16 protein-coding genes are annotated in these 17,254 nt (G+C 72.7%); 7 read left to right on the forward strand and 9 right to left on the reverse strand.

The window, feature by feature from the left end; all coding sequences use genetic code 11:
• Window positions 1-53: 53 nt before the first annotated feature.
• On the forward strand, window positions 54-653 hold the full coding sequence (locus KV557_RS20895; RefSeq protein ID WP_256177720.1) for a hypothetical protein: 600 nt from the start codon (window positions 54-56) through the stop codon (window positions 651-653).
• Window positions 654-799: 146 nt separating this feature from the next.
• On the opposite strand, the gene KV557_RS20900 is transcribed toward KV557_RS20895, so the two are convergent.
• The 3 genes from KV557_RS20900 to KV557_RS20910 form a co-directional block, all read right to left on the reverse strand.
• Complete coding sequence (locus KV557_RS20900) at window positions 800-1,627, reverse strand: hypothetical protein (RefSeq protein ID WP_218202426.1); 828 nt, start codon at window positions 1,625-1,627, stop codon at window positions 800-802.
• A 507-nt stretch (window positions 1,628-2,134) separates the two neighbouring features.
• Window positions 2,135-3,394 carry an alpha/beta hydrolase gene (locus KV557_RS20905; RefSeq protein ID WP_218202428.1) on the reverse strand — a complete coding sequence of 420 codons (1,260 nt, stop codon included), beginning with the start codon at window positions 3,392-3,394 and terminating at the stop codon, window positions 2,135-2,137.
• Between the two features lie 82 nt (window positions 3,395-3,476).
• Window positions 3,477-4,211: a class I SAM-dependent methyltransferase gene (locus tag KV557_RS20910; RefSeq protein ID WP_218202430.1), complete on the reverse strand. Its 735-nt coding sequence runs from the start codon at window positions 4,209-4,211 to the stop codon at window positions 3,477-3,479.
• Between the two features lie 415 nt (window positions 4,212-4,626).
• On the opposite strand from KV557_RS20910, the gene KV557_RS20915 reads away from it, so the two are divergent.
• On the forward strand, window positions 4,627-7,335 hold the full coding sequence (locus KV557_RS20915) for a WD40/YVTN/BNR-like repeat-containing protein (protein WP_218202431.1): 2,709 nt from the start codon (window positions 4,627-4,629) through the stop codon (window positions 7,333-7,335).
• A gap of 197 nt (window positions 7,336-7,532) precedes the next feature.
• Window positions 7,533-7,973: a hypothetical protein gene (locus KV557_RS20920; protein ID WP_218202433.1), complete on the forward strand. Its 441-nt coding sequence runs from the start codon at window positions 7,533-7,535 to the stop codon at window positions 7,971-7,973.
• Window positions 7,974-8,118: 145 nt separating this feature from the next.
• Here KV557_RS20920 and KV557_RS20925 read toward each other — a convergent pair whose 3' ends face one another.
• Together KV557_RS20925 and KV557_RS20930 are read right to left on the reverse strand one after the other, a co-directional pair.
• A complete protein-coding gene (locus tag KV557_RS20925) occupies window positions 8,119-8,340 on the reverse strand; it encodes a DUF397 domain-containing protein (RefSeq protein ID WP_218202435.1) in 222 nt (73 codons plus the stop codon).
• On the reverse strand, window positions 8,337-9,182 hold the full coding sequence (locus tag KV557_RS20930) for a helix-turn-helix domain-containing protein (protein ID WP_218202438.1): 846 nt from the start codon (window positions 9,180-9,182) through the stop codon (window positions 8,337-8,339). Before KV557_RS20930 ends, KV557_RS20925 begins: the two co-directional genes overlap by 4 nt.
• A 323-nt stretch (window positions 9,183-9,505) precedes the next feature.
• Here KV557_RS20930 and KV557_RS20935 point away from each other — a divergent pair, with 323 nt between their 5' ends.
• The gene (locus KV557_RS20935; RefSeq protein ID WP_218202439.1) at window positions 9,506-9,940 is read left to right on the forward strand and encodes a hypothetical protein; all 435 of its coding nucleotides are present in this window, start codon (window positions 9,506-9,508) and stop codon (window positions 9,938-9,940) included.
• Here the strand turns inward: KV557_RS20935 and KV557_RS20940 are convergent.
• A complete protein-coding gene (locus tag KV557_RS20940) occupies window positions 9,937-10,185 on the reverse strand; it encodes a hypothetical protein (RefSeq protein ID WP_218202440.1) in 249 nt (82 codons plus the stop codon). The genes KV557_RS20935 and KV557_RS20940 overlap by 4 nt on opposite strands.
• Between KV557_RS20940 and KV557_RS20945 the strand changes: the two genes are divergently transcribed.
• A complete protein-coding gene (locus tag KV557_RS20945; protein WP_218202442.1) occupies window positions 10,177-10,710 on the forward strand; it encodes a GNAT family N-acetyltransferase in 534 nt (177 codons plus the stop codon). The genes KV557_RS20940 and KV557_RS20945 overlap by 9 nt on opposite strands.
• A 27-nt stretch (window positions 10,711-10,737) precedes the next feature.
• Here KV557_RS20945 and soxR read toward each other — a convergent pair whose 3' ends face one another.
• Complete coding sequence (gene soxR / locus KV557_RS20950) at window positions 10,738-11,265, reverse strand: redox-sensitive transcriptional activator SoxR (protein WP_218202444.1); 528 nt, start codon at window positions 11,263-11,265, stop codon at window positions 10,738-10,740.
• A gap of 57 nt (window positions 11,266-11,322) precedes the next feature.
• On the opposite strand from soxR, the gene KV557_RS20955 reads away from it, so the two are divergent.
• Both KV557_RS20955 and KV557_RS20960 read left to right on the forward strand, forming a co-directional pair.
• On the forward strand, window positions 11,323-12,036 hold the full coding sequence (locus tag KV557_RS20955) for a transketolase (protein ID WP_218202445.1): 714 nt from the start codon (window positions 11,323-11,325) through the stop codon (window positions 12,034-12,036).
• A gap of 87 nt (window positions 12,037-12,123) precedes the next feature.
• Complete coding sequence (locus KV557_RS20960) at window positions 12,124-13,017, forward strand: transketolase family protein (protein WP_218202447.1); 894 nt, start codon at window positions 12,124-12,126, stop codon at window positions 13,015-13,017.
• Between the two features lies 1 nt (window position 13,018).
• On the opposite strand, the gene treZ is transcribed toward KV557_RS20960, so the two are convergent.
• Window positions 13,019-14,749, reverse strand: coding sequence for a malto-oligosyltrehalose trehalohydrolase (gene treZ, locus KV557_RS20965; protein WP_308129993.1), 1,731 nt, complete (start codon window positions 14,747-14,749; stop codon window positions 13,019-13,021).
• On the reverse strand, window positions 14,746-17,214 hold the full coding sequence (gene treY / locus KV557_RS20970; RefSeq protein ID WP_218202449.1) for a malto-oligosyltrehalose synthase: 2,469 nt from the start codon (window positions 17,212-17,214) through the stop codon (window positions 14,746-14,748). Before treY ends, treZ begins: the two co-directional genes overlap by 4 nt.
• Between the last annotated feature and the right edge of the window lie 40 nt (window positions 17,215-17,254).

Genomic DNA, 17,254 nt, shown 5'->3' on the forward strand with positions numbered 1-17,254 from the left:
TCACCAGTAGTTCACGTCACGGGTCTCCCGGTGACTGTGGTACCGGTGCTGTCATGGGCACAGTCGCCCGGCAGAAGGCCGGGCCGGCCCAGGAGAGCGCCTTCATGATGCTTCGTCAGCGCCTGGCCGCCACCGCGGCGGCCACCGTCCTCGCCGCCGCCGGGCTCGCCGCCGGCACCGCGCAGGCCGCCACCGCGCACCCCGCCAAGTCCCCTGCGCGCGGCGCCAGTTGTTCGCGCGCGTACCTGCCGCTGCCTGACCCGTCCTGCACCCCGGGCGCGTACAACCCGGCCGTCACCCAGGCGACCATCGGCAAGACGATCTGCGTCTCCGGCTGGACCAGCACCGTCCGCCCGCCGGCCAGTTACACCAACGCCCTCAAGGCGCAGCAGATCGCCCAGTACGGCTACGCGGACACCAACCCGGCCGACTACGAGGAGGACCACTTCGTCCCGCTGGAGCTCGGCGGCGCCCCGCGCGACCCGCGGAACCTGTGGCCCGAGCCGCGCTACGGCGCCGAGCCGGCCGCCGGCAAGGACTCCGTCGAGAACAAGCTCAAGAAGGCGGTGTGCAGCGGCAGAGTCGGGCTCGACGCGGCCCGCAGCGCCATCGCCACCGACTGGACCACCGCGCTGAGCCGCCTCGGCCTCTGACGGCTCGTCCCATGGAGCGGCGGGTCGGCCCACGTAATGGCGGGTCGGCCCGTCCGGTCCCCTGTGCCGGACGGGCCGACCCGCCGTGCCCCGGTATCGCGCCCGGGGCCGTTTCTCGGGGCCGCCTTTCGGGGCCCGCCCCCTGGTCAGCAGCCGGGGAAGGCCTCGCAGGCCGGGGCCGTCATGCCGGTGGCGACGTACTTGTCCTCGGGGGCCGTCCAGGCCTCCTTGGGCTGCGCGCCGGCCTTCGTGGTGGCGAAGACGGACAGCTCGCTGACCGTCCCGCCGGCGTCCAGCACGTACTCGTGCAGGGTGACGGTCGAGCCGTCGGACTGCGGGATCGTCGCGGTGGCGGCGAAGTACGGCGCGTCGTCCGGGCTGGACACCTTCACGGTGGCGCCCGGTGCGGTCTTGGCGCAGTTCTTCACCGCGTCGGTGAGGTGCGTGCGGGTCAGGCCGGTGAGCTGCTTGGTGCCGCTGCTGTGGGTCGGGTCGCCGTGGTACAGCAGGGTCTGCTGGGCCATCCAGTGGTCGGCGCCGAAGCCGACGAGGGCCTTGCCCGCCGCCTGGCCGGTGAACGTCGACTCGTCGTCCTTGCCGATCGGGGCGTGGCACAGGTCCTGCGCCTTGAAGGTGACCGGGCCGGTGACGGGCTTGGCGTTGGCGGCGAGCGGGGCCCAGTGGAGGGTGGCGTCCATCGGGACGTTCTTGGTGTCCATCCAGGCCTTGGCCGGGATGCCGTCGCCGGCCGGGGCGGTGGCGCCGCCGGTGGGCTTGCCCTGGCCGCCGGTGGTGGCCGGTGCGCCGGTGGGGGTGCCGGTCGCGGTGCCGGTCGCGGGCGTCGTGGCGGCGGCCGTCGGCGCGGTGGTCTTGGAGGCGTTCTGGTCACCGCTGTTGTCGGGCCCGCAGGCGTTGAGGGCGGCGAGGCAGAGGACGGCGGCGCTGGTGGCGGTGACCAGTCGGATGGTACGCAACTGACGTTTCCTCAAGTGTCCGGTGTCGTGGTTCGGGGTCGGGCGCGCGGCGGCCTCGGGCACCGCGTGCGCGGCACCGGCGATCCGTTCTCGCCGCCCGGTCGGCCCCTGGCTTCGGGCACTGGGCATGGCTGTTCCTTCCCCCGTACGTCCTGCCGGACGGCGTGGCCCTGAAGGTTGCTCAGGTCGACAGCGCCGACGGCGCTCGAAATTTAGTGCTACTCGGGCGCCGCTCGCAAAGCGGTATACCCGCCGGTGGTGCGGCCCGTCCGGCAGTTGCACGGGCCCGGTGGCGAACATGTGTGCGCTTGCGGAAGAAGCGATGGCCGCCTGGCGGTGGGCGCCGCCGTCCGGGTGGGCGTCCCGGCCGGCCGTGCCTTCCCGCGCCTGGCGGCCGCGCGCTGCGGGCGCTCGCGGGCCCGGTCGGCGGGGGTTTCGATGCCAAGGCTTTCCCCGGCAAGGTTCGTGTGAGGAGCAGGCGACCCCGCCGGGCGCTACGTGTGGGTGCTACGCGTGGGTGCCCGGGACGCCGAGTTGCTGGGCCAGCCAGGGGAGGGCCTGGGCGAAGGTGGCGGCGCCGGTCTGCCAGGTGTGCTTGCCGGAGCCGACGGCGGTCGTCGTGCGGATGCCGTCCTTCCTGGCGGCCTCGTTCAGCAGCTTGGCGGACTCGATCTGGCCGTGCTCCTCGTCGCCCTGGCCGAAGTAGCCCGACACGCCCTGGTACTTGGGGTGGTGGGCGAGGACGGTCAGCGGGTCGTGCGCGTCCCAGGCGGCCGCGTTGCCGCCGTACAGCTCCTGGACCGTGTGGTCCTTGTCGCCGATGTACGGGCCCTTGTCGCCCGAGAAGTCGCCGAAGTGCGTGAACACGTTGGGGTGTTCGACGGTGAGGTCGATCGCGCAGGTGCCGCCCATCGACCAGCCGGCCACGCCCCACTTGTGCGGGTCGGTGGCGGCGTTGAAGGTCTTCTGGACGAACGGAGGGACGTCCTTGACCAGGTGGCTCTCCGAGTTGCCGTGCGGCCCGTCCACGCACTCGGTGTCCACCCGGAAGCCGCCGGTGGCGTCCACGAAGACGAGGATCGGCGCGAAGCCGTTGTGCTTGGCGGCGAAGGCGTCCGCCGTCTTCACCGCGTCGCCGGAGCGGATCCAGTTGTCGGGCGCCGCGAACTCGCCGCCGATCATCTCCAGCGCGGGCAGCTTTGGGCGGTTCTGGCTGCGGAACCATGCGGGCGGCAGGTAGACCAGTTCCTGCCGGTGGGCGAAGCCGCTCGCGGTGTCCGGGATGTCCACCTGGACGATGCGGCCGGTCTTCGTCCGGCCGTGGATCTTGCCGAGCTCGGCGAGCGTGATCTGGTCCGGCAGCGGGTCGCCGCTCAGCTCGCCGATCGCGTCGTCGAGGGTCGGGTAGTAGCCGGTCGCGATGTTCACGCTGTTCGCGGCCGAGAACAGCGCGAGGACGGCCGCGAGCGGCGCCAGCGCCCGCCGCCACCAGCGGGCGCCGCGCCAGCCGAAGCCGAGCACGCTGAACGCCGCGACCGCCACCCCGCTCCACAGCCAGACGCCGAACGGGATCGGGTCGGTGATCCCGGACAGCGTGAGCACGCCGACCGCGACGAGGGCGGTCAGGGCCACCGCCGCCCCGAGGGCGATCGGGCCCCACTTCACGCGCCACGTCCGGTCCCGCCAGCCGGTGGCGGCCACGAACAGGGCGACGGCGACGGCCTGCACGGTCCAGGGGAACCAGCCGCCGAGCAGCGAGACGTTCATGCGGCGGAGGCTAGGGGGGCGACATGAGAGGTGGCTTAAAGGCTGGCAGGTGGCTGACCGGAGGCTGGGTGTCGGCTGTGAGCTAGACGACGGGCCGTCGGAAGAGGGCGGTCAGGAGGAACGGCACGCCGAAGAGCGGGGAGTCGGGGGACTGGGCGGTCATCGGGCGGATCTCGACCTCGGTGAAGTCCGCGAAGAGGGCGCGGAGTTCGTCGGGCGAGTAGGCGAGGCCGCCCTCCAGGCCGCCGAGGCGGTAGAGGTCCTCGTCGGGCAGCTCGGAGCCCATCGCGCCGGCGGCGAAGGCGTTCACGACGAAGTGGCCGCCGGGGGCGAGGACGCGGTCGAGGAGGGCGAGGTAGCTGATCCGGCGGTGCGGGGGCAGATGGTGGAGGCAGCCGGAGTCGTAGACGAGGTCGTACCGGGCGTGGGGGAGGTCGGCCTCGAAGATACCGGCGCAGTGGAAGCGGGGGGTGTGCACGCCCTCCGCCTCGCGGGCGCGCTCCTCGGCCCAGGCGATGGCGGCGGGTGAGAGGTCGACGGCGTCGACGTCGAAGCCGAGCGCGGCCAGGTGCAGGGCGTTGCGTCCCGGGCCGCAGCCGAGGTCGAGCGCGCGGCCGGGGGTGAGGAGGCCGCGGTCGAGGTACGAGACCAGGTTCTCGTCCGGCTTCGGGACGAAGAACGGGCGCTCGGCGGCCCGGTCGGCGTAGAAGCCGTCCCACCAGGCGGAGGCGTCGGAGGTCCAGCGGTCGGCGGCCGGGGGGAAGAGACGGTCGAGGAGGGCGAGGACGTCGTCGGTGGTGCGGATGGTGCGGTTCATGAGGTCGATCGTAGGTGGCGAGGAGGGGCTTGATCAGCCCCAACTGCGATGGGAGGAAGGGGAGTCCGCCGGGCCAGCGGCCGTCCGCCCGGGCGTGGTGGCACTCCCCGTCGACTCCCCGGTGTGCGTCCGGTACAACCCTCGCCGAGGACCGGGAATGGCCACTTCCATGCGGCGGCGGAAGGTGTCGGGAAGCGCGTCGGAGTAAAGGTTCGACTAAAAGCGTCCGGGATATTCTCGGCCGTTTCTCCATTCAGTTTATGAAGACCAGAAAGATGGAAAGTCCGCGGCCAAAACCGGTGATCCCAACCCCTGTTGACGGAATTCCCGGCTGCGATAAGGTGCGCCCGCCCCAACTCCAGTTCCCGTCTCCGCGACCGGCGGAGACGGTCCCCCGACGGACCACGGAGACTCCATGGGCTCCCCCTCCAGACAGCGAGGCGGCAGAACCCGCGCCGCCCTCATTTCCGCCGCGCTGATCGTGACGGCGGCCACCACCACCGCGTGGGGCGACACGGTCACCACGACCGCGAGCACCAGCCCGAATCACCGCCAGGCCGGCCAGGACTCGGCCGAACTGATGGACTCCCTCCAGTCGTTCAACGACCCGCGGCTCTCCCCCAGCGGAGCCGTCACCCCCGGCGCCTACCGGGCCGCCTGGCAGCACGCCCTCGGCATGCCCGTCCGCCCGGCGTCCTTCACCGAGGTCACCACCCAGCCGTACAACGGCGACGCGCTGCACTACCGCGACCACAACGTCTCCAACAGTGGCGGTGGCGGCGGCTACAACACCGGCCGGATAGCCGCCCTCGCCGCCGACCCGACCCACCCCGGCGTGGTGTACGCGGGCGGCGCGGACGGCGGCGTGTTCCGCTCCACGGACGACGGCGCGACCTGGACCCCGATCGCCGACCACCTGCCCTCGCTGTCCGTCGGCTCGCTCGCCGTCGCTCCCGACGGCGCGCTCTGGCTCGGCACCGGCGAGGCGACCACGGCCTTCGACAACTACCTCGGCACCGGCGTCTACCGGCTCGCCAACCCGAGCCAGGCGGCGTTCAGCCGGTCCGACGCGCTTGGCGGCGGCGAACTCGACAACACCTCGATCCACCAGCTGCGCTTCGACACCGACGCAGGGTACGTCTTCGCCGCCACCTCGCACGGCGTGTACCGGCGCCCCCTCGGCGCGGCGCAGGGCGACCCCTGGCAGAAGGTGCTCGCCCCCTGCGCGGGCACCGGCATCAGCGGCGTGACGTGCGGCACCAGCACCTACTACGCCGACCTCGCCAACGACCTGGTGGTGCAGCCGGGTTCGGGCGGCAAACGGGTGGTGGCCGACGTCGCCTGGCGCGGCGGCGCGACCTACAACGGCTTCTACTACTCCGACGACGCCGGCACCACCTGGCACACCGCCAACCCGCAGGGCGGGATCTCCCCGGCCGACATCGGCAACGCGACCTTCGCGTACTCGGCCGACGGCAGCAAGCTGTACGTGGTGGTCGAGTCCCCGACGCTGTACAACAAGAACCCCGGTGCCAAGGCGCCGTCCACCATGCTCGGCGGCGTCTACGTCAGCAACAGCGGCGACATCAACGGCCCGTTCACCCAGATCGCGGACTCCAGCAAGCTGGCCAACAGCGGCTCGGCGATGAAGCTCACCGTCATGGGCCCCGGCTACCAGCCCGGCGTGCAGTCCTGGTACGACCAGTCCCTCGCCGTCGACCCGGCCGACCCCAACCATCTCTACCTCGGCCTTGAGGAGCTGTACGAGACCCGCAACGGCGGCTCCAACTGGACGACCGTCGGCCGATACTGGAACACCGGCCTGGGCTGTTTCAGCTACGTCGCCGCGCAGAACACCTGCGACGGCAACGTGATGCACTCCGACCAGCACACGCTGGCCTTCTCCAGCTGGCCCGGCCAGGCCCCCGAGGTCTACGCCGGCAACGACGGCGGCGTCTACGCCCGCCCCACCACCCAGACCGCGCCCGGCTGGCGCAACCTCAACGCGAGCGGCACGCTGCGTACCCTCCAGTACTACTCGGTCGGCGCGGGCGCGCTCCCGGGCGGCGGCGAGGCGGTCTGGGGCGGTCTGCAGGACAACGGCGCCTCGGTGTCCGTGCCGAAGGGCGCCACCTACACGTACACCTACCCCGGCACCACCACCCCGGTGACCGAACAGCTCAACGTGCCCGGCGAGATGGCCCAGCCGTTCGGCGGCGACGGCGGCGACCAGCTGGTCAACCCGGCCAACGGCTGCCAGACCGTGGGCGAGTACACCAACCTCGCCATGTCGGTCACCAACAACTGCGGCTACACGGCCAACGACGACGGCACGCCGTCCGCCATCACCTCGATCAGCCCGAACGACCCGAACGCGCGCTTCATCGCCCCGTTCGGCGCGGACGCCAAGGACCCGGGCTACTGGGTCGCGGGTGGCGAGTACGTCTACGCCAACACCAAGACCTGGCAGAGCACTTCGGGCGCCGACTGGCAGCAGCTCGCCGACTCGGGGGCCGGCCACTCGATCACCGCGATCAAGTCGCAGCGGGACGCGAGCGGCAACCACGTGATCTGGGCCGCCTGGTGCGGCTCCTGCAACCCGGGCGCGTCCTTCGCCCGCGGCATCATGACCAACTACGGCGGCACCTTCCACCAGCTGGCACTCCCGGCGGACTTCCCGGTCCGCTACATCCAGGACATCGCCATCGACCCGTCCGACCCGACCGGCGCCACCGCCTACGCGGCGTTGTCCGGCTTCTCCCGGCACTGGAACGTCGGCCCCGGCGCCGGCTACGGCCACCTCTGGCGCACCACCGACGGCGGCGCGACCTGGCAGGACGTGAGCGGTGCCGACGGCGCGGCCGACCAGTTGGTCGACGCCTCCGTGAACCGAGTCCTGTTCGCCCCGGACGGCACCCTGCTGGTCGCCACCGACCTGGGCGTCTTCACGGACGACGTCCGCACGGACGGCCTCGGCCACTGGAAGCGCCTCGGCCTCACCGACCCCACGGCGGCGGGCAACCTGCCGACGGCGGCGGCGGTGTACCTGTCCCCGAGCCCGGACGGCGCGTCGGTCTACGTGGCCACGCACGGGCGCGGCATTTGGAAGACCCCGATGCCGTAACCGGCGGGTGAGCGGGCCGGGGGCGGTGTGGGGCCGCCCCCGGCCCGGCTTCCCGCCTCCGGGCGGCCACGTGCTCGCGCTGGGGACGTGGGTGTACCTGCTGCTCCTGCCGCTCCTCCCGAAGTAGCGCGTGCTAAGTTTGAACACGTTCAAGTGGGAGTGGGGTGCAGGCGGGGGGAATCGTGGCCGTGGTACCCGTGAGTGCGAGGTGGCTGGCCGCGCTGGCGGTCGCCGTCTGCCTGCTACCACCGGCCATCGTGGTCCCGGTGCTCGGCTTCCGCGGGCCACTCCTGCACGTGGCCGCGCTCGTCGGCGCCGCCGCCTGTGCCGTGCCGCTCTTCCGCCGGGAGCAGGACGCGTTCCGCGTCGGCTGCGCGGCCGCCGGAGCGGTGGCCGCGATCGCTACGGTGCCGCTGCTCTTCGTCGGCCACTGGACCGTGATGGTCCTCGGTGGCTGGTCACTGTTCCTGCTCCTCCTCTACCCGACCGCCGCCATTCCCGCGCTGGTGGCCGCCTTCCACCGGGCCCGGGGCCGCGAGTACGGCCTCGTGGCGGCCGCATTCGGCTGGTTCACGGCACTGGCGTCAGTGGCCGGCTGGGCGCTGGCCACCGCCTTCGCGGCGAGCAGCTGGCAGTAGCCGGCCGTCGGGAGAGGACTCGGCGGATCACCCGGCGGTGCCTGCCGGATCGCGGGTCGCCGTGCTCACGCCGGGGCGTCGGGCCGACCTCCTGGCTCCGCGCGGCCCCGCGCATGCCGCGCGGGGCCGCCCAACAGAAACCCGGTTAGAGCGCGGCTGGGAAGTCGCCCGCTTGGACGCCGGCCACGAATGCCTGCCAGGCCTCGGGACTGAAGTTGAGTGCCGGGCCGTGGGGGTCCTTGCTGTCGCGGACCGGGATGATGCTGGCAATGCCGTCGGCGACCTCAATGCAGTCGTCGTTCGGGTTGCTGGCGCTGGCCTTCCTCCACTGGACGGGGAGTGTGGAGGCGACAGGGAAGTGGGTCACTTGAGCATGTCTCTCTTCTGTGCGATGAGGTCACGAGACTGGTCCAGGGACAAGGCCGTTGCCATGATTTCGTCGAACGCTGCTCGATAGATGTCGACTTGCTCCGGGTCCTCAACCCAGTCACTGCTGAGCATCCCGCTGAGCAGGACGAGGTCGAGATCTCGTTGTCGAAACTCCAGGAGCGCGAAGGGGCCGGTCATCCCCGGGTGCGGCGGAGCCATGGCAGGCATGATCTGAACCCTGATGTTGGGGAGCTGGCTGAATTGCAGCAGCTTGTCCAACTGGTCAGCCATCACACCTGGGGCGGCGCTCATGGTCAGCGCAGACTCGTGAATCACGGCCCACAGCTTCAGTGGATTCTCGGATCGAGTCAGGACGGATTGCCTGTTGATCCGGACTTCGACACGCTCTTCCACGCTGGGCTTGTTGATGACGCCACTGGAGATGATGGCGTGGGCGTACTGGCGGGTCTGAAGCAGACCGGGGATGTAGGCAGACTGATACGACTTGTTGCCCACGGCAGTCTCTTCGAGGCGGATCAGATCCGTGTAAAGCGGGTTCAGTTGCTCGTAGCCCGCCATCCAGCCGGGCCGGCGCCTGTCCCGAAGGATCTCGACGAGGACCTCCTTGAGCTCCTCGTCGCATTCGTAGAAGTCGAGCAGGGTGCGGACGACATCGGGCTTCAGCTGGACGCGGGCGTTCTCATACCTGCTGAGCTTCACCAGGTTGACGCCCTCGACCTGGGCGACCACCTCTTCGGCTGACAGGTTCTTCAGCTCGCGAAGCCTCCTCAGCTCCGCGGCGATGCGTCGGTACCGCACGGCTGGCACTGCGACTGCCATCTGTGTAACCCCTCCAGAGCGTTCAGGAACCAGTGTGCATGCGAGTGGTGACGGTTCGCCACCATCAGCAGGAGCGCAGAGGGAATACCTTGCCTGGTGGTTCCGGCACTGCTCGCGCACCCTTGTCGCCCGGTTGTTGCGCGCTGAACGCCGCCGTCTCGACGTGGAGTTGGTGATGTGGCTCCCCGATGCGTCGGCCGCCGTCCGCCGGCGCGTGCTCGATGCGATTGCGGACGAACGGCAGGTGCGACAGCGCAGTTCCCCCTGCATCCATGCATTTGAACGCGTTCAAATGCATGGATGCAGGGGGAACCGTGGTCGTGGTGCCTGCGAGTGCCAGGTGGCTGGCCGGGGTGGCGGTCGCCGTCTTTCTGCTGCCGTTGGCGGTTATGGTGGGGACGTTCGGTGTCGCCTGGCCGTACTTCCAGGACCTGGTCGGGCTGGTCTGTCCCGCTGCCTGCGCCGTGCCGGTCTTCTATCGTGAGCGGAACCCGTTCCGGGTCGCCTGCGCGGCGGCCGGCGCCGTCGTCGCGGCCGTGTGGGTGCCGTTGGCGCTCATCGCCATATGGCCGGTGCTGGCACTCGGCTGCTGGTCCTGGTTCCTGCTCTGCCTGTTCCTGCCGATCGCCGCGATCACCGCGCTGATAGCCGCCTTCCAGCGGGCCCGTGGCGCCGAGTGCGGCCGGGTGGCGGCCGCACTCGGCTGGGCGGTGGGGGCGTTGTCGGTGATCTGCTGGGTGTACGTGACGCTCTGCTAGCCGGCGAAGCGCTCGCGCAGTGCGGCCAGGCCGGCCGTGAACACCCCGTGCACGAGCGCGGACGAGGCCTCGCGGTGCTCGCGCTCGACGTCGTACGTGGCGTTCCACTTGACGAAGGCGGCGTCGAGTTCGGTGACCGGGGTGACCCGCAGAGCTGCGGAGTTGCGGGGAGCGTGTGCGGTCGATCTTCCGCCCGGGTGGGGAACCGGGGTCGGGGGTGGGGCGTTGGGAGGCGCATGAGCCATGACGCAGTCACCCTTCGGCCGATGACCGAGGCCGACCTTTCGCTGTTCGAAGCGCTGCTCTCCGACCCCGAGGCCTTGGGGGCGTTCCAGTGGTTCGGGTGGCGGGATCCGGGGCGGTTCCGGCGGCGGTGGGCGGAGAACGGGCTGCTCGCGGACGAGCAGTCGGTACTCACGGTGGCCTGTAGGGGCGAGTTCGCGGGATTCGTGTCCTGGCGGCGGGCGCGTGCCATGACCAGCGCCCCCTATTGGAACATCGGGATTCAGCTGCGCCCGGAGGCGCGGGGGCGGGGGATCGGCACGGAGGCCCAACGCCTGCTGGTGGAGTACCTGTTCGCGCACACCCCGGTGATGCGACTGGAGGCGGACACCGAGGACACCAACCACGCCGAGCAGCGTGCGCTCGAGAAGTGCGGCTTCACGCGTGAGGGTGTGCAGCGGGCCATGACCTTCCGGGATGGCGAGTGGCGCGACGTCGTCCGCTACAGCCTCCTGCGCACGGACGTCAGGCCGGAGTTCGGACGCTAGGTGCCCCAACGGCCCTGCCGCAATGGGTCATTCCACGTCCGGACCGGTGGGGCCGGGTTCGGGGCCGCTCGCCGGGTCGCGGGTGAGCAGGTACCGGGCGCCGGGGCCGGTCGCGCCCGCGCGGTCGGCGGCGTTGTAGAGGGCGCAGCGGGACAGGGAGAGGCAGCCGCAGCCGATGCAGCCGGTGAGCTTGGCCTTCAGCCGCTCCAGTTCGGCGATCTGCTCGTCGATCCGGCTCTGCCACGAGGTGGCGACGGTGTCCCACTCGGCGCCGGTGGGGACGCGGTGCTCGGGGAGCCGGTCGAGCGCGACGCGCGCCTCGTCGAGGGAGAGGCCGACCCGCTGGGCGGCCCGGACGAAGGCGACCCGGCGCAGCGTGGTGCGGGTGTAGCGGCGCTGGCCGCCGGCGGTGCGGGTGGCGTGGATCAGGCCGAGGCTCTCGTAGTAGCGCAGGGCGGACGTGGCGAGGCCGCTGCGCTCGGCGAGCTGGCCGATGGTGAGCAGGTCGTGCCGGGACGGTCCGGGTGCGCGGCCGTGGTCGGGTGTCGCGGTCATGGGAACCCACTGTAGTCGCTTGACTTCAAGCTGGCTTTAAGTTGCAGCATCGTGGTCATGACGACGAACGCGATCAACCCGAGCACCGCCGCCCCCCGCTTCGAGGACCTCCCGGGGCTGATGGGCCTGATGACCGGCGACGAGAAGCACGGCCCCGCCGCCACCTCCACCCTGGACGCGCTCTGGGTGCTGTACGACCGGGTGCTGCGGGTGACCCCGGCCACGGCCGAGGCGCAGGACCGGGACCGCTTCCTGCTCTCCAAGGGCCACGGCCCGATGGCGTACTACGCGGTGCTGGCCGCCAAGGGCTTCATCGACCCGGAGGTGCTGCCGAGCTTCGGCGCGTACGACTCGCCGCTCGGCCACCACCCGGACCGCACGCTGATCCCGGGCGTCGAGATCGCCTCCGGCTCGCTCGGGCACGGGCTGCCGCTGGGCGTCGGTACGGCGCTGGGGCTGCGGGCCCAGGGGCTGACCGACCCGGCGGTGTGGGTGCTGGTCGGGGACGCGGAGTTCGACGAGGGCTCCAACCACGAGGCGGTGGCCTTCGCCGGCGCGTACGGGCTGGAGCGGCTGCACGTGGTGGTGATCGACAACTCCTCGGCCACGCACGGCTGGCAGGGCGGCATTGCGGCCCGGTTCGCGGCCGAGGGCTGGTCGGCGGAGACGGTGGACGGCCGCGACCACGAGGCGCTCCACGCCGCCTGCACCGCCGCACACCCGGGCCGCCCGCGGGTCGTGGTGGCCCGGGTCGAGCCCAAGAACTCCTGAGCGCCGGGCGCAAGAACTCCTGCGCCCCACAGCACTCCCGCGCCCGACACCGCTCCCAATCACACCTCAAAACAAGGGACTTGAACGATGGAAACCATGCGCGAGCGCTTCTTCGACGTCACCGCCGACCTGCTGGACGCGGACCCGCGCGTCGCCCTGGTCCTCGCCGACATCAGCGCGGCCTCCTTCGCCGCGGCGGCCGAGCGGCACCCGGACCGGGTGATCAACGTCGGCATCCGCGAGCAGCTGCTGATCGGCGCGGCCGGCGGCCTGGCGCTGACCGGGCTGCGCCCGATCGCGCACACCTTCGCCAGCTTCCTGGTCGAACGGCCCTTCGAGCAGGTCAAGTTGGACCTGGTCCACCAGGGCGTCGGCGCGGTGCTGGTGAGCGCGGCCGGCTCGTACGACTGGCCGGCCGGCGGCCGGACCCACATGTCGCCGGGCGACGTCGCGCTGCTGGACACCCTGCCGGGCTGGACGGTCCACGTGCCGGGCCACCCGGACGAGGCCGAGACGCTGCTGCGGCACGCCGCCGCCGACGGCGACCGCAACGTCTACGTCCGGCTCTCGGCGCACCAGAACGCGGAGGCCGTGCCGGTCGAGCCGGGCCGGTTCACCACCGTGCGCCGGGGCTCGGGCGGGGTGGTGCTCGCGGTCGGACCGATGCTGGACGCGGTGCTGGCGGCCACCGAGGGCCTGGACGTCACCGTGCTGTACGCGGCGACGGTCCGCCCGTTCGACGCGGCCGGGCTGCGCGCGGCGCTGGGGGACCGGCCGGACGTGGTGCTGGTCGAGCCGTACCTGGCCGGGACCTCCGCCAACGAGGCGCACGAGGCGCTGGCCGACCGCCCGCACCGGGTGCTGGCCCTGGGCGTGCCGCGCGAGGAGCACCGGCACTACGGCTCGATTCCCGAGCACCTGGCCGCCTACGGCCTGGACGCGGCGTCGCTGCGGGAGCGGATCGCCACCTTCCTCTGGTGACTCAGGTGAGGATCACGGCCACGGCGTCCGCCCCCAGCCGCACCGCAGAGCCGGCGAGCGTGGCCGCCCCGAAGGCCGCGACCACCTCCCGCCCGGCACCGTCCAGCGGCAGCGCGGCCTCGGCGGTCCCCAGGTTGACCGCCACCCGGTACGGCCCCCGGTGCACCACCAGCCACCGCGCCGCCTCGTCGTACGCCACCCGCACCGCGCCGAGGTCCGGGCCGGAGAGCTCCGGCCTGGCCCGCCGCAGCCGGACCAACGTCCGGTACCAGACGAGGAGTTCGGCGTGCGGGGCGCGCCGCAGCTCGGTCCAGTCGAGGACGGAACGCAGCACGGTGGCCGGCTCCTGCGGGTCCGGGACAGCGTCGGCGTGCCAGCCGTGCTCGGCGAACTCCCGCCGCCGGCCCTGCCGGACGGCCTCGGCGAGGCCGGGGTCGGTGTGGTCGGTGAAGTACTGCCAGGGGGTGGCGGCGCCCCACTCCTCGCCCATGAACAGCATCGGGGTGAACGGCGAGGTGAGCACCAGCGCGGCGCCGCAGGCGAGCCGCCCGGGGGAGAGCGTGGTGGAGAGCCGGTCCCCGAGCGCCCGGTTGCCGATCTGGTCGTGGGTCTGCAGGTAGCCGAGCAGCCGGTGCCCGGCCGCCGGGGCGAACGGCCGCCCGTGGCTGCGCCCGCGGAAGGTGGACCAGGTGCCGTCGTGGAAGAACCCGCGGGTGAGCGTCTTCGCGACGGCGGCGAGCGGGGCGTGCGCGAAGTCGCCGTAGTAGCCGTGGGATTCGCCCGTCAGGGCGGTGTGCACGGCGTGGTGGAAGTCGTCGCTCCACTGGGCGGTGAGGCCATGGCCGCCGGCCTCGCGCGGGGCGGTGGTGCGCGGGGTGTTGAGGTCGGATTCGGCGATCAGGAACAGCGGGCGGTTGCCGGCGACCGCCAACGTCTCGACCTCGCGGGAGAGTTCCTCCAGGAAGTGCACCGCCCGGTCGTCCGCGAGGGCGTGCACGGCATCCAGCCGTAGCCCGTCGATCCGGTAGTCACGCAGCCAGGCGAGGGCGCTGCCGATCAGATAGCGGCGCACCTCGTCGGAGCCGGGCGCATCCAGGTTGACGGCGGACCCCCACGGCGTGTGGTGCCGGTCGGTGAAGTACGGGCCGTACGCGGGAAGGTAGTTGCCGGACGGGCCGAGGTGGTTGTGGACGACGTCCAGGATCACCCCGAGGCCCTTGCGGTGCGCCGCGTCGACGAACCGCTTCAGCCCCTCCGGCCCGCCGTACGGCTCGTGGACGGCCCACAGCGAGACGCCGTCGTAGCCCCAGCCGTGCTTGCCGGGGAACGGGCAGACCGGCATCAGCTCGACGAAGTCGACGCCCAACTCAACGATGTGGTCCAGGTGTTCGGCTGCTGCGTCGAAGGTGCCGCGGGCCGTGAAGGTGCCGACGTGCAGCTCGTAGACCACCGCCCCGGGCAGCGGACGGCCGCGCCAGCCGGTCTTTGACCAGCGGAACGCGGCGTGGTCGACGGGCCGGCTGGGCCCGTCCGGGCCGTGCGGCTGCCGGGGCGAGCGCGGGTCGGGCAGCGGCGGGCCGCCGTCCAGGCGGAAGGCGTAGTCGCCCTCCGGCGCCTCGCCCGACCACCAGCCGTCGCGGTCGGCGCAGCGGGCCAACGCGTAGGAGGCGCCGTCGACTTCGACCTCCACGCGGTCGGCGGCCAGGGGTGCCCACACCTCGTACCGGTTCACGCCCGGCCCTTCCTTGTCAGCAGCGCCACCGGGTACGTCGCCAGCAGCTCGGCGACGGGCAGGACGCCCGCCGGGTACGTCCGCAGGGTCAGCTCGTCCGTCCACGGTCCGCCCGCCGGCAGCTCCAGGACGGTGTCCCGCCAGCCGCCCGCCCGCTCCAGGCCGTACGGCAGGCGGGTGACGGCGGTGACCACGTCGTCGCCGCGGGCGAAGGCGAGCAGGTGGTCGGAGGAGAGGTCGACGGCGGCCAGCGGCCGGTAGGGGCCGAGCGGGCGGGAACGCCGCAGGTGCAGCGCCGTCGCGGTGAGGTGCAGTTTCTCCCGGGCGAGGTCGCCGGGGCGCGGGAAGGCCGCGTCGGTGAGCCGGACGGCGAACGCGCCGAGGTCGACCACGCCCCGGTTGTCCGGGTCGACGAGGGTGTACAGCGGCTCCTCGCTGCCCTGGTAGAGGTCGGGCACGCCGGGCATGGTGAGGTGCAGCAGCGCAGCGGAGAGCGTGTTGGACCGGGCGTACGGGGCGAGGGCGTGCACCCGGCCCTCGATGCGGGGGAGCAGTCCGGGGTGGCCGTAGACGGCGCGGGCGCGGTCGGCGAGCGCGTGCTCGAAGCGGGCGTCGGGGGCGGTCCACGAGGTGTGCACCTTGGCCTCGCGGGCGGCCTTGAGCAGGGCGGCGACCAGGCGGTCCGGGTCGATCGGCCAGGCGGCGACGAGGGTGTGCCAGAGCAGCCAGTCGCCGTCCCGGTCGCCGCCGGGCCCGGCCGCGGCGGACCAGGCGGCGGCCTCGGCGGCCCAGGCCTCGGGCTGTTCGGCGAGCACGGCGAGCCGGGCGCGGGCGTCGGCGCTGCGCTTGGTGTCGTGGGTGGAGAGCGCGGTCATGCTGTGCGGCCAGGCGCGTTCCAGGTACCGGCACCAGTCGTGGAACCCGGCGGGGTGCAGGCCGGGCCGGGCGGGATCGCCGCCGACCTCGTTGAGGCCGGGCAGGGCGTTCCACCGGTAGAACGCGGTGTCCTCGACGCCCTTGGCGGCGACGGCGGCGGCGGTCTGTGCGAAGCGGACGCAGAACTCGTCCTTCTCCGGGCCGCGCCCCAGGTCGCCGAGCGCCAGGGCGGCGACCAGCCGGTCCGTCGGGTCCGCCGAGCCGTTCAGCGCCGCCCGCAGCTGCTCGGCGGATTCCTCCGGTACGGGCTCCCCGGGCCGCGCGTACGGCCGGTACGCCGGGTAGCCGGTGAGCAGTCGCTGCAGCGAGTGTCGCAGCTGCCAGGGCGCGTGGTCGGCGTACGCGGGCTCGGCGGCCCCGATCCGCACCGCGAGCCGGACCAGCCGCTCGACCTCGGCCGCCAGCTCGCCGTGCGGCCCGGTCATCTCGGCCCGTCCGCGCCGGGCCGTGGCCACCGCCGGGTGGGGGTCCTGGCAGGGCTCGTGCCCGGGACCGCCGCTCACGAACGCCTCGTACGCCCCTGCCAGCCGGCAGGCGCCCGCGTGGTCGGTGAGCACGCCGTCGATCCGGCGCAGCGCGTCGTAGCCGGTGGTGCCGGCGCACGGCCAGTCGGCGGGCAGGCGCTCGTCCCCGGTGAGGATCTTCTCGACGACGGTGTACGCGCCGCCGGTGGCCTCGGCGAGGCGGCGCAGGTAGCCGCGCGGGTCGGCGAGCCCGTCGGGGTGGTCGATCCGGAAGCCGTCCAGGACGCCGTCGGCGTGCAGGCGCAGCAGTACGGCGTGGGTGGCGGCGAACACCTCGGGTTCCTCGACCCGGACGGCGATCAGCTCGTTGACGGTGAAGAAGCGCCGGTAGTTCAGCTCGGTGCGGGCCAGGCGCCACCAGGCGAGCCGGTACCACTGCCGGGCGAGCAGTTCGGTGAGCGGCAGCCCCTCGGTGCCGGGCCGCAGCGGCAGCGCGTGGTCGTGGTAGCGCAGTACGTCGCCGTCCACCACGAGCCGGTCCAGGACGGCCCCGAGCCGGTCGCCGAGCAGCGGCAGCAGCACCCGGCCGCGCCCGGGGGCGTCCGCCGGGCCGGGCTGGGCGGCCCAGTCGATGTCGAACCAGCGCGCGTACGGCGAGTCGGGCCCGTCCCGCAGGACCTCCCAGAGCGGCGCGTTGAGCTGCTCGGGGACGGGCACGGCCATGTGGTTGGGCACGACGTCGGCGATCAGCCGCAGGCCGTGCGGGTGCGCGGCGGCGGCCAGCTCGCGCAGGGCGGCCTCGCCGCCGAGCTGCTCGCTGATCCGGCCGTGGTCCACGGTGTCGTAGCCGTGGGTGGAGCCGGGGGCGGCCTCCAGCAGGGGGGAGAGGTGCAGGTGGGAGACGCCGAGGGCGGCCAGGTAGGGGACGGCGGCGGTGGCGTCGCGGAGGGTGAAGCCGGGCTGGAGCTGGAGGCGGTAGCTGGCGGTGGGTGTGCCGGGAGGGGGTGTGCCGGGAGTGGGGGCAGCGGCCGGGCGGGGCTGCGCGGGCTCGGCGGCGGAGGTCATAGGTCCATCAGTACCCGGGGGAGCCCGCCGCCAAGACCCG

The organism is Kitasatospora aureofaciens (genome assembly GCF_019192735.1).
In the GTDB taxonomy this organism is placed as follows: Bacteria; Actinomycetota; Actinomycetes; order Streptomycetales; family Streptomycetaceae; genus Kitasatospora; species Kitasatospora aureofaciens_A.